At 72.9% G+C, this 12,263-nt stretch carries 9 protein-coding genes; all 9 read right to left on the reverse strand.

Features of this window, described 5'->3' with window-relative positions:
* Positions 1 to 101 precede the first annotated feature (101 nt).
* The 9 genes from ACFVQ0_RS32430 to rimP all read right to left on the reverse strand — a co-directional run bounded on the left by ACFVQ0_RS32430 (position 102) and on the right by rimP (position 12,094).
* A complete protein-coding gene (locus ACFVQ0_RS32430) occupies positions 102 to 1,055 on the reverse strand; it encodes a bifunctional riboflavin kinase/FAD synthetase (protein WP_390092776.1) in 954 nt (317 codons plus the stop codon).
* Between the two features lie 43 nt (positions 1,056 to 1,098).
* On the reverse strand, positions 1,099 to 4,872 hold the full coding sequence (locus ACFVQ0_RS32435; RefSeq protein WP_390092777.1) for a trypsin-like peptidase domain-containing protein: 3,774 nt from the start codon (positions 4,870 to 4,872) through the stop codon (positions 1,099 to 1,101).
* A gap of 172 nt (positions 4,873 to 5,044) precedes the next feature.
* Positions 5,045 to 5,941, reverse strand: coding sequence for a tRNA pseudouridine(55) synthase TruB (gene truB, locus ACFVQ0_RS32440; protein ID WP_390092778.1), 897 nt, complete (start codon positions 5,939 to 5,941; stop codon positions 5,045 to 5,047).
* Positions 5,938 to 6,387 (reverse strand): 30S ribosome-binding factor RbfA, encoded by a 450-nt coding sequence (gene rbfA, locus ACFVQ0_RS32445; RefSeq protein ID WP_390092779.1) that lies wholly within the window; start codon positions 6,385 to 6,387, stop codon positions 5,938 to 5,940. Before rbfA ends, truB begins: the two co-directional genes overlap by 4 nt.
* A gap of 22 nt (positions 6,388 to 6,409) precedes the next feature.
* The gene (locus tag ACFVQ0_RS32450; RefSeq protein WP_390092780.1) at positions 6,410 to 6,706 is read right to left on the reverse strand and encodes a DUF503 domain-containing protein; all 297 of its coding nucleotides are present in this window, start codon (positions 6,704 to 6,706) and stop codon (positions 6,410 to 6,412) included.
* Between the two features lie 137 nt (positions 6,707 to 6,843).
* Positions 6,844 to 9,960 (reverse strand): translation initiation factor IF-2, encoded by a 3,117-nt coding sequence (gene infB, locus ACFVQ0_RS32455; RefSeq protein ID WP_390092781.1) that lies wholly within the window; start codon positions 9,958 to 9,960, stop codon positions 6,844 to 6,846.
* Positions 9,961 to 10,115: 155 nt separating this feature from the next.
* The gene (locus tag ACFVQ0_RS32460) at positions 10,116 to 10,394 is read right to left on the reverse strand and encodes a YlxR family protein (protein WP_390092782.1); all 279 of its coding nucleotides are present in this window, start codon (positions 10,392 to 10,394) and stop codon (positions 10,116 to 10,118) included.
* A 159-nt stretch (positions 10,395 to 10,553) separates the two neighbouring features.
* Entirely contained in the window at positions 10,554 to 11,594 is a 1,041-nt protein-coding gene (nusA, locus tag ACFVQ0_RS32465; protein WP_073739165.1) for a transcription termination factor NusA, read from the reverse strand.
* 2 nt (positions 11,595 to 11,596) lie between these two features.
* Positions 11,597 to 12,094, reverse strand: a complete 498-nt coding sequence (rimP, locus tag ACFVQ0_RS32470; RefSeq protein ID WP_390092783.1) for a ribosome maturation factor RimP — start codon at positions 12,092 to 12,094, stop codon at positions 11,597 to 11,599.
* Positions 12,095 to 12,263 lie beyond the last annotated feature (169 nt).

Genomic DNA, 12,263 nt, shown 5'->3' on the forward strand with positions numbered 1-12,263 from the left:
CAGGGAGTGGCACCAGGGCACGCGAGCCCAGCCCGATCCGAACGAATGACCCTGGACGAAGCCCCGGTACGGGAAGCGGGGCGCGGAGACCGCGCCGGTGCTCAGCCCCGCTCGTACGCGGAGATCAGCTCGGTGCACCGCTTCACATCGGCGGCCATCGCCACGAGCAGCTCGTCGACCGACTCGAACTTCAGCATCCCCCGCACGTAGGCGAGGAAGTCCACGGCGACGTGCAGCCCGTACAGATCGAGGCCGACGCGGTCGATCGCGTACGCCTCCACGGTCCGCTCCGTGGCGTCGAACTGCGGGTTCGTGCCGACGGAGATCGCGGCGGGCATCGCCTCGCCGTTCACGTTCAGCCAGCCCGCGTACACCCCGTCGGCGGGGATCGCGGTGTGCGGGAGGGTCTCCACGTTCGCGGTGGGGAAGCCGAGCTCGCGGCCGCGTTGCGCGCCTCGGACGACGATGCCCTCGACGCGGTGCGGGCGGCCCAGGATCTCGCGGGCGCCCGCCATGTCCCCCTCGGCGACCAGGCGGCGGGTCAGGGTGGAAGAGAACGGCTCGCCGCCGCCCGCCTCGCCGCGCACCCGCAGGTCGATGACCTCGACCCGGTAGTCGTACGTACCGCCGAGCTCGGTGAGCAGCCGCACGTTCCCCGCGGCCTTGTGGCCGAAGCGGAAGTTGGGGCCCTCGATGACCAGCTGCGCGTGGAGCTTGTCGACGAGCACTTTCACGATGAAGTCGGCCGGGGCGAGCTTCGAGAACTCGGTGGTGAACGGCAGGATCAGCAGCGCGTCCACGCCGAGCTCCGCCATCAGTTCGGCGCGCCGGTGGTGCGGGGCGAGCAGCGGCGGGTGGCTGCCGGGCCGGACGACCTCGCTGGGGTGCGGGTCGAACGTCACGACGACCGACGGCACGCCCAGCTCGCGGGCCCGCTCGACGGCACGGCCGATGATGAGCTGGTGTCCGCGGTGCACCCCGTCGTAGGAGCCGATGGTGACGACGCTGCGTCCCCAGTCCTGGGGGATGTCCTCCAAGCCACGCCAGCGCTGCACTCTGACCGCTCCTCGCCCGAACCTGTGTACGTGGGTTTGTCTCTTACGCAGGTCTAAGACTGCCATGCTCACGCTCTGCGGCCTGCATCGGCATGGGCATCGGGGTCCCGAGGGACTCCACGGTCCGCCGTGCGCCGGGACCGATGACCGCCGCCCACTCCTGCGGGGCGTCCGCCAGCCACCCGATGACCATGCCGGCGAATCCGGGCACGTCACGGGCGAGTTCGACCAGCCGCCGGTCGAACCGCGCGGCGCCCTCCGGGGTCCGGACGAGCAGCATCCCGGTGCGGTGGACCAGGGCCCGGGTACGGGCGTGACCGCGCCCGGCGCTTCCTGCCGCGGCGGCCCGCAGCAGCGCGTCGAGCACGACCGGGTCGCGGCGCGCACCGCTCTGCTCGAACTCCAGCAGCACTTCCAGCAGCTCGTCCCGCAGCGGCTGGGAGGCCGGGCTGCCGGGCGTGGCCAGCACCGCGGCGAGCGAACCGCGCACCGGCGCGGCCGCGGGCCGGTCCCGGAGCAGCCCGGTCAGCAGCGGAAGCAGCAGGGCGCGGGCCGCGGGCCCGTGCTCCAGCCTGCGGTCGAGGTACGCCGCGGTGTGCACGGTGTCCTCGGGGTGGCTGTCGACGTAGGCCCGGACGAGCCCGGCGGCGTGCAGGGCGAGCGCGGGGGCGTCGATCCCGGCGAGGGCGCGGAGCACCTCGCCCGCGCCGTCGCCCGGCCGCAGGAGGCGTTCGCGGTATCCGGCGAGCACCTGCTCGGGGTGGGTGGGCAGGGCGACGGCGAGCGCGGCCGGGGAGAGCCGGGGGCCGCCCGCGACGAAGGTGCGGAGCGCCTGCGGCAGATAGCGGTCCCTGGTCTCCGGATCGGCCACCAGCCGGGTCAGCGCCGGCCCGTGCAGATCGGTGTCACCGGGGCGGGCCAGCAGGGCGAGGGCGGAGCGGCGCAGCAGGTCGCGGTCGGCGTCGCGGGTGAGGTTCGGTGCGACGACCGCGCCGTAGCAGGCGGCCGCGATCCGCCGGGCGCGGCGGTCGTCGTCGCGCGACCAGCGCTCGACGGCCCGGCAGAGTGCGGAGGGTTCGTCCTCCGCCAGCGCCGCGAGCAGTTCGTCGGCGCGGGGGTGATCGGTCGAGACGAGCGCGTCGGCCAGATCGTCCACGGCGAGGTCGCGGCGGGCGTGGAGGAGTGCCTGGGCGGCCGCCGCGACGGTGGGGCGCACCGCCTCCGCTCCCCGGCCGGCCGCGAGGGCGTGTCCCGCACGGACGTGGCCCAGAGGGTGTTCGTCCGTGAACCAGGCGCACAGGAGCGGCTGGATCGTACGCGGATGGGCGGCGAGCCGCCGTGCCACCGCGTCCAGGAAGCGCTCGCCGCCGGTGTCGCTCGCGTCGCGCGGCGGTCCGTCGGCGGGGACCAGCCGTCGGAACAGGTCCATCCGGTCCGCCTCCGGCAGCCGCAGCCGCCGCCAGAACCACGGCCCGAACTCCGCGTACACCCCCTGCGCACCGGCCCCCTGCGCCTCGGCCGAGCTTCGGACGATGCGCCCGGTGAGCAACCGGAGCACGCCGAGGTGCGGTCGGGCGTCGGGCACCCGCAGCAGCGTCTCCGAGAGCAGGTGCGCGGCCCACCAGCGGGCGTCGGGGGGCGGGCAGCCGTCCGCGGCGGGATCGTCGCCCGCCGGGCCGGTCCCCTCGCCGGGGGCGGCCGGGTCGTCCCGAGAGGGGCCCGCTGCCCCGTCCCGTCCTGTCGGCAGCCGGTCCAGCGCCTCGATCAGGTCGGCCAGCCGGTGGGCCAGCGCGGCGGGGCCCTGGCGGCGGCCGAGCAGCAGCAGCGCCTGAATCACCGGGCCGATCCGGTGGCGCGGCACCGGGAGGGTGCGCGGTTCGACATCCTCGGCTCCCCCGGCGGCGCCCGTGGCCGCCGGGACGGTGCCGGGCCTGTCGGCCGCGTCCGGGCGGCGGGGACGCGGGACCCGGCCGGCGGCCACGGGGGGCGGAACCCGGCCGGCGCTCTCCCCCGGGGCGTGCCAGCGGTGCACCAGTGACCGCAGTGCCGCGTCCAGGTCCAGGTGCGCGCCCTGGACCCAGTCCCCCAGCTCCTCGTGCGCGAAGCGGTAGCCGGCTCCCGCCGGGACCAGCAGGCCCTCGGTGAGCACGGCGGAGGCCCAGCCCGTGCGCCACGGGAAGACGTGCTCGAACCCGGCCCGGTCCAGCTCCCCCTGCCCCGGCCCGAGGCAGCGCCGGGCCGCCTCGTGGACCTGCCCCGCCACCTGCGCCGCCAGCCGCCGCACCGCGGTGCCGCTCGGGGCCGGCCGCCACTGGGCGGCGATCCGGACGGCGACGCGCAGACACATCAGGTCCAGGTGTGCGCCGAAGACCTCCTCCGTGCCGGGCCGCCCCGGCGTGTCCGGCGGCAGTGCCTCGCGTACCTCCGCCAGCAGCCGCAGGGTGAGCGGGTGCCGGTCGTGGCCGGCGGCGAGCGCGTCGGGCGGGAGCCCGTACCGCTGCCGGGCCAGCTCGGCCTGGCCCACGGTGAGGTCGTCGATGCGCAGGGCGGACGGCAGCCGCCTGGCGGGCCTGGCGGGGCGGTGCAGCGCGTCCGGCGGACAGAGCGCGCCCGCGGTCTCCCAGTGTTCGGGGCGGCAGGCGACGACGAGCCGCGCCCCGTTCTCCCGGAGCCAGTCGACCGTGCCCGTGGTCCACCGGGCCAGCCGGTGCGCCAGGACGGGCGGCATCTCCTCCGGGCCGTCCAGCAGGACGAGCAGCGGGCTGCCCGCGTCCGCCGCGAGCCGGGCCACCCGCTCCGGGGTGGCGGCCGCCATGTCACCGGGGGCTCCTGCGGCGGTGACGATGCGTCCGGCCTGCCCGAGCGTGCGGACGATCGCGTCGGCCACGGAGGTGTCGTCGGCCAGCAGGTCCGCGCCGCGCAGCCACAGCGTGAGGGCCGGCACCTGACCGCGGGCCCGTCGGGCGGCCAGCGCGGCGAGTTCGGTGGTGCGGCCGGTGCCGGGCTCCCCGACCAGGCCGAGGACGACCGCGCCCCGCTCGCCGGGCTCCGCGGTTCCCGTGGCGGCGAACGCGCTGAACTCGGCGGTGGCCTCGGGGCGTTCCACCGGATCGGGGCGGTCGCCCGGCCCGTCGGCGGCGCCGACGGACATGGCGGTCAGCTGGAGCGCCCCGGCCAGGTTCAGATCGTGGCCGTAGCCGGGGACGCTCATGGCGTTGCGCCGCAGCAGCTCGCCCAGCGGTCCTCCTTCGCCCGCCCCGGCCAGCGGCACCGCGCATCCGGCGGCGGCGTGTCCGGCCCGCAGCGCGGTGCCGAGCACCGCGATGACCGCGCCGGTGTCCGGGTCGAGGACCGGTCCGCCCACGGCGGCGCCGCCGAGCCGCAGCGCGTCGCTGCCGTCCGTGCCGAGGGCCAGTTCGAGGGCCCGGTCGATCCGGTGGGTGGGGCCGCCCGCCGTGTACGTCACCGGCACCGGTCCCAGGACGCGGGCCTCGCGCCAGCCGTGCGCGGCGATCGTCACATAGGTGCCGGGTTCGATCCGGTCCCGCTCCACGATCGGCAGCGGCCGTGCGCCGAGCACGTCCGGACCGTCGGTGGGCAGGAGCGCGAGATCCAGCTCGGGCAGCGCGGTGATGTCCTCGGCCTCGACGCGGCAGCTGCGTCCGTCCGCGCCGTGCAGGACGAGGTGGCCGGCCCCGTGGACCGCCTCGTGGCTGGTCACGACCGTGCCCCGGTCGTCCGCGACGAATCCGGTCCCCCTCGTCCTGCCGGCCGGATCGCACAGTCGTACCAGCGTTGCCCGGTCCCCGCATCCCATGATCCGACGGTAGGTCCACCGTGATCGACAAGAGGCCACCGGAGCAAAAGCGCCCCCGTTCGCACCCCTGATTCACTCCGAGCGCCTGCCCGATGGGGTGAATCGGGGGCGTTCGGCGGACAGGAGGCGACGGGGGCCTGGTGCGCGAGCGCGGGTGGACCGGATCAGTTCATCAGCCGAAGACGGCGAGGCTCTTGGCCTTGCCCTTCTGCTCCTCGACGAGGACCAGGAACCGCCCGTCGGGCCCGAAGACCGCGACCGGTCCCGGCGGGTAGGCGGGCATGTCCAGCCGCGACCCGTTCAGCAGCAGCTTGGCCCGCTTCTCGTCGACGTCCCAGCGCGGGAACGCGGAGGCGGCGGCCTCGGCCACCGGCATCACGACCAGCTCCTCCTGGTGCTGGTCCAGCGTCCTCGCCGCGTCGAGACCGTACGGCCCGACCCGGGTCCGCCGCAGCGCGGTGAGATGCCCGCCCACGCCGAGTCCGGCGCCGAGGTCACGGGCGATGGCGCGGATGTACGTACCGGAGGAGCAGACCACCGAGACGACCAGGTCGACGACCGGAGTGCCGTCCTCCGCGACGGCCTCGCGGACGTCGTAGACGTTGAACGACGAGATCGTCACCGGCCGGGCCGGGATCTCGAACTCCTCGCCGCCGCGCACCCGCGCGTAGGACCGCTTGCCGTCGATCTTGATGGCGCTGACCTTGGACGGCACCTGCATGATGGCGCCGGTCAGTGCGGCGACCCCGGCGTCGATGCCCTCGCGGGTCACTCCGGAGGCGTCGGTGGACGAGGTGATCTCGCCCTCCGCGTCGTCCGTGACGGTGTCCTGGCCGAGCCGGATCGTACCGAGGTACTCCTTCTCGGTCAGCGCGAGGTGGCCGAGCAGCTTGGTGGCCCTCTCGACGCCGAGCACGAGCACGCCGGTCGCCATCGGGTCCAGCGTGCCGGCGTGGCCGACGCGACGGGTCCTGGCGATACCGCGCATCTTGGCGACGACGTCGTGCGAAGTGAAGCCGGACGGCTTGTCGACAATGACCAAACCGTCCGGCGTTTTGTTCTGCGTCATGCGGAAGGTGAGTCCTCGTCCTCGTCCTCCGGCTTGCGGTACGGGTCGGCTTCGCCCGCGTACGTGGCGCCCGAGGACGCCTCGCGCACCTTGGCGTCCGAGGCCCGTGCCCGGTCGAGGAGGTCCTCGATCGCCTTGGCGTTCTCGGGGAGCGCGTCCGCCATGAAGGCGAGCGTGGGGGTGAACTTCGTCCCCGCCGCGGCGCCGACCGCCGAACGCAGGATGCCCTTCGCGCTCTCCAGACCCGCTGCCGCGCTCGCCCGGTCCTCGTCGTCGCCGTAGACCGTGTAGAAGACCGTGGCCTCCCGCAGGTCGCCGGTGACGCGGGTGTCCGTGATGGTCACGTGCGTACCCAGGCGCGGGTCCTTGATTCCGCGCTGCAGTTTCTCGGCGACCACCTCCTGGATGAGGTCCGCCAGCTTCTTAGCCCGCGCGTTGTCGGCCACTGGTCCGTCTCCTTCGCCTTACTCAATCGTCTTCGTCGCTGTGCAGCCGCCGCCGTACGGACAGCAGCTCCACTTCCGGCCGGCCGGCGATCAGCCGCTCGCACCGGTCCAGCACGTCCGTGAGGTGTCCGGTGTCCCCGGAGACCACGGCGAGGCCGATCTCGGCCCTGCGATGGAGGTCCTGGCCGCCCGTCTCCGCCACGCTCACCGCGTACTTGCGCTGGAGCTCGGCAACGATCGGACGGACTATGGAGCGCTTCTCCTTCAGCGACCGTACGTCGCCGAGAAGCAGATCGAAGGACAGTGTCCCCACATACATGTATGTCCGGATGTCCCGCCGGTTCGGGTTCGCGCCCCGCCGGTCATTGGCAGGGACACAAGAACCGTACACGGAACGGCCGGGGCCGATCGACGGAAATACGACCCGTCGACCGGCCCCGACTGTTGAGGTACGGGTCAGCCTCGCGGCTTCTCGCGCATCTCGTACGTCGCGATGACGTCGTCGATCTTGATGTCGTTGAAGTTTCCGAGGTTGATACCGCCCTCGAAGCCTTCGCGGATCTCGGTGACGTCGTCCTTGAAGCGGCGCAGCCCGGAGATGTTGAGGTTCTCCGCGATGACCTTGCCGTCGCGAAGCAGGCGCGCCTTGGTGTTGCGCTTGACCTCGCCGGACCGGACCAGCACACCGGCGATGTTGCCCAGCTTGGACGAGCGGAAGATCTCGCGGATCTCCGCCGTACCGAGCTCGACCTCTTCGTACTCCGGCTTGAGCATGCCCTTGAGGGCCGCTTCGATCTCTTCGATCGCCTGGTAGATGACCGAGTAGTACCGGACGTCCACACCTTCGCGGTCGGCCATCTGCGCGGCACGCCCCGCGGCGCGCACGTTGAAGCCGATCACGATGGCGTCGGAGCCGGTCGCCAGGTCGATGTCCGACTCGGTGACCGCACCCACACCGCGGTGCAGGACCCGGATGTCGACCTCTTCACCGACGTCGAGCTGGAGCAGCGAGGACTCAAGAGCCTCCACCGAACCGGACGCGTCGCCCTTGATGATGAGGTTGAGCTCCTGGACCAGACCGGCCTTGAGCGCCTCGTCCAGGTTCTCCAGGGAGAACCGGACACCCTTGCGGGCGAAGTTGGCGTTGCGCTCACGAGCGGCGCGCTTCTCGGCGATCTGACGGGCCGTACGGTCCTCGTCGACCACCAGGAAGTTGTCGCCCGCGCCCGGGACGTTGGTGAGACCCAGCACGAGGACGGGGGTCGAGGGACCCGCTTCCTCGACGTTCTCGCCCTTGTCGTCGAGCATGGCCCGCACGCGGCCGTAGGCGTCGCCCACGACCATCGTGTCGCCGACCCGCAGCGTGCCTCGCTGGACGAGGACGGTCGCGACGGCACCGCGGCCGCGGTCGAGGTGGGACTCGATCGCAATACCCTGCGCGTCCTGCTCCGGGTTGGCCCGCAGGTCGAGCGAGGCGTCGGCGGTGAGGACGACGGCCTCCAGAAGAGCCTCGATGTTGAGGCCCTGCTTGGCGGAGATGTCGACGAACATCGTGTCGCCGCCGTACTCCTCCGCCACCAGACCGAACTCGGTGAGCTGACCGCGCACCTTGGTCGGGTCCGCGCCCTCGACGTCGATCTTGTTGACCGCGACCACGATCGGCACCTCGGCCGCCTTGGCGTGGTTCAGCGCCTCGATCGTCTGGGGCATCACACCGTCGTTCGCCGCCACCACGAGGATCGCGATGTCGGTGGACTTCGCACCACGGGCACGCATGGCGGTGAACGCCTCGTGACCCGGGGTGTCGATGAAGGTGATCCGGCGGTCCTCGCCGTTGACCTCCGCACCGACCTGGTAGGCACCGATGTGCTGCGTGATGCCGCCGGCCTCGCCCGCGACGACGTTCGTCTTGCGGATCGCGTCCAGCAGTCGGGTCTTACCGTGGTCGACGTGACCCATGACGGTCACGACCGGCGGACGGGAGACCAGGGCCTCTTCGCCGCCCTCGTCCTCACCGAACTCGATGTCGAAGGACTCAAGCAGCTCGCGGTCCTCCTCCTCGGGGCTGACGATCTCAAGGACGAAGTTCATCTCGTCCGCGAGGAGCTTCAGCGTCTCGTCGGAGACGGACTGCGTGGCAGTGACCATCTCGCCGAGGTTCATCATCACGCCGACGAGCGACGCCGGGTTGGCGTTGATCTTCTCGGCGAAGTCGGTCAGCGAGGCACCGCGCGACAGCCGGACAGCCTGTCCGTTGCCGCGAGGCAGCATGACGCCGCCCACCGACGGGGCCTGCATGGCCTCGTACTCCTGGCGCCTCTGCCTCTTCGACTTGCGGCCACGACGCGCGGGACCACCGGGACGGCCGAAGGCGCCCTGTGTGCCACCACGGGCACCGGGGCCACCGGGACGGCCACCGAAGCCGGGACGACCGCCGAAGCCGCCGCCACCACCGGGACGGCCTGCGCCGCCACCGCCACCGGGACGACCGGCGAAACCGCCGCCACCGCCACCGGGACCGGCCGGACGGCCTGCGAAGCCGCCGCCACCGGGACGGCCCGCGCCGCCACCGCCGCCGGGACGACCGCCGCCGCCACCGGGACCACGGCCACCGCCGGGGCCACCACCGGGACGCGGGCCGGCAGCGGGACGCTGCGGCATCATGCCCGGGTTGGGACGGTTACCGCCGGCGCCGGGGGCGCCGCCGGGACGGGGAGCCTGCGGGCGCGGCATGCCGCCCGGAGACGGACGCGCGCCGCCCTGGCCCTGCGGACGCGGGGCGCCGCCGGGGCCGCCCTGCGGACGCGGGGCGCCGGGGCGCTCCGAGCCGCCACCGGGACGCGGGGCGCCGCCGGGACGGGGCGACTGCGGACGGGCCATGCCCGTCGAGCCACCGGAGGTGAACGGGTTGTTGCCCGGACGGGGACCCGCCGGACGTGCGCCGGGACGCGGGGCGCCCTGGCCTGCGGGACGCGCCGGACGGTCGCCACCACGGCCACCGTCGCGGCCGCCGTCACGCTGACCGCCTTCGCGGCCACCGTCACGCTGACCGCCGGCCGGAGCCGGACGGGCGGGGCGGGGGCCCGGGGCGGCACCCGCGGGACGCGGGGCCTGCTGCTGCGGCGCGGCCGGCTGTGCCGGGGCCGGGGCCGAGAACTCGGCCGCGGGCACCGGGGTGACCGGGGCGGGCTTCGCGGGCGCCGGCTTGGGGCCCGGACGCGGGCCGGCCGACGGCGCGGGGGCCGCGGCGGGGGTGCTGCTCTGGGCCTCGGCGGCGGCCGGCTTGGCAGCCGGTACGCCGGGCTTCGGGGCAGCGGGACGTGCCGCGGCGGCCGGGGAGGGCGCCGCGGGCTTCGAGGGGGCGGCCTTGCGGGGCGCGCCAGGCTTTGCAGCGGACTTGCCGGCGTTGCCACCGGGACCCTGCAGTGCGTCAGTCAACTTGCGTACAACCGGCGCCTCGATGGTCGAGGACGCCGACCGTACGAATTCACCGAGTTCCTGGAGCTTGGCCATGACGACCTTGCTCTCAACTCCGAACTCCTTGGCGAGTTCGTATACCCGGACCTTAGCCACTTCGCTCCTTTTAGGTCCGGGTTACCGCCGGACCGTCGCTACTTCATGGGCGTACTCATCGCGTACTCATCGAGTGCTCATCGCAATCTCGACCTACTTCCAACTCGCGAGGTACCTGACCGCACGGGGACCCGTGCCGTTCAATTTCCTGTTTCCTACGGTGTCGCCCGTTCGACGAACCGCTCTACCGCTGCGGGGTCGAACGGCCCCTTGGCCTTGAAGGCCCGGGGGAATGCCCGGCGGCGGACCGCCAGGTCGAGACAGACAGATACGGGGTGTACATATGCACCCCGGCCGGGCAGCGTACCGCGAGGGTCGGGGACGCAGGCGCCTCCGTCCGCCACGATGCGCAGCAGCTCGCTCTTGGCCGCTCGCTCCCGGCAACCCACACAGGTTCGCTCAGGGCAAGCGCGGGCGTGCGTCCGGCCAGACACGTTTAAGTCTACCTCCCCGTACCGACCTCACCTGTTTGGGGCAAAGATCGAACGGATGTTGTCGTGATCTCAGCGGGATGTCGACGAGATCTATTCCATGGTGGCCCGCTCCGGCCGGGCCCGGGCGCACTCCGTACCGCGCCCCGGCCCGTCGCCGGATCAGTTGCGCTCGGCGCGCTCCCGGGCCCGCTCGGCCCGCTCGCGGTCGGCCACATCGCGCTCGGCGTCGGTCTCGGTGTCCGGGCGGATGTCGATGCGCCAGCCGGTGAGGCGGGCGGCGAGACGGGCGTTCTGGCCCTCCTTGCCGATCGCCAGCGACAGCTGGTAGTCGGGCACGGTGACCCGGGCGGAGCGGGCGCCGAGGTCCACGACCTCGACCTCGCTGACCCGGGCGGGCGACAGCGCGTTGGCGACCATCTCGGCCGGGTCGTCCGACCAGTCCACGATGTCGATCTTCTCGCCGAGCAGCTCGGCCATGACATTGCGCACACGGCCGCCCATCGGGCCGATGCAGGCGCCCTTGGCGTTGAGGCCGGAGCGGGTGGAGCGGACCGCGATCTTGGTGCGGTGGCCGGCCTCGCGGGCGATCGCGCAGATCTCGACGGAACCGTCCGCGATCTCCGGGACCTCCAGCGCGAAGAGCTTCTTCACCAGGTTGGGGTGGGTCCGTGACAGCGTGACCGACGGACCGCGCACGCCCTTGGCCACCCGTACGACATAGGTGCGCAGCCGCAGTCCGTGGGTGTACTCCTCGCCGGGCACCTGCTCCTGCACCGGCAGGATGGCCTCCAGCTTGCCGATGTCGACCAGGACGTTCTTCGGGTCCTTGCCCTGCTGGACGACGCCGGTGACGACATCGCCCTCGTGGCCCGCGTACTCCCCGAACGTGCGGTCGTCCTCCGCGTCGCGCAGCCGCTGCAGGATGACCTGCTTGGCGGTGGTCGCGGCGATCCGGCCGAAGCCCGACGGGGTGTCGTCGAACTCCTTGGGCTCCTGGCCCTCCTCCAGATCGGCCGGGTCCTCCTTGGCCCACACCGTCACATGGCCGCGCTCGTCCAGCTCCACGCGCGCCCTGCGGTGGCTGCCGTCCGTGCGGTGGTACGCGATGAGGAGGGCCGACTCGATCGCCTCGACGAGCACGTCGAACGGGATCTCCTTGTCCTGCGCCAAGCCCTTCAGAAGCTTCACATCGATGTCCACGGCTACGCCTCCTCTTCCTTCTTGTCCTTGCGGTTGAATTCCAGCTCCACGCGCGCCTTGGCGATCTCGTCGAAGGAGATCCGGCGGGACGTGGGCTTGCGGCCCTTGACGCCCGGGACTTCGAGATCGAGACCGTCCTCGTCGACCGCGAGGACGCGGGCCACGAGCTCGCCGCCCTCGTTCAGGGTCAGCCTGGCCAGGCGGCCGGTGTTGCGTACGTAGTGGCGGTACTCCGTCAGCGGGCGGTCGGCACCGGGAGAGCTGACCTCCAGGACGTACTCTTCCTCGCCCATCGCGTCGGTCTCGTCGAGCTTCTCCGAGATCGCGCGGCTCAGATCCGCGCAGGTGTCGAGCTCTACGCCCTCTTCGGAGTCCACGATGATCCGCAGCACCCGGCGGCGGCCGGCCCGGGACACTTCGATCTCTTCCAGATCCAGCTGCTCGGCGCTGACGAGCGGTTCTACCAGCCCGCGCAGCCTCTCGCTCTGGGTGGTGCTCATCCGGGTGACTCCTCGGCCGCGTGTGCTGTTGTGGGGATCGTCGTGTGTCTGGTCAAAGGGTATCCGGTCCCGGGGGGTGTTGCCGTCCGCCGGCCCCCCGAGCGCGGGTACGCTCGCCCCCGGTGATCACTTCCGGACACATCCGGTCAAGACAGGTCCAGCCCGAAGG

It is taken from the genome of Streptomyces sp. NPDC057900 (genome assembly GCF_042887885.1).
Lineage (GTDB): Bacteria > Actinomycetota > Actinomycetes > Streptomycetales > Streptomycetaceae > Streptomyces.

Excerpts from the sequence above, each read along its gene's own strand:
- ACFVQ0_RS32435 (WP_390092777.1), bottom strand. The coding sequence starts at position 4,872 with ATGGGATGCGGGGACCGGGCAACGCTGGTACGACTGTGCGATCCGGCC.
- truB (WP_390092778.1), bottom strand. The coding sequence starts at position 5,941 with ATGACGCAGAACAAAACGCCGGACGGTTTGGTCATTGTCGACAAGCCG.
- ACFVQ0_RS32450 (WP_390092780.1), bottom strand. The coding sequence starts at position 6,706 with ATGTATGTGGGGACACTGTCCTTCGATCTGCTTCTCGGCGACGTACGG.
- rimP (WP_390092783.1), bottom strand. The coding sequence starts at position 12,094 with ATGAGCACCACCCAGAGCGAGAGGCTGCGCGGGCTGGTAGAACCGCTC.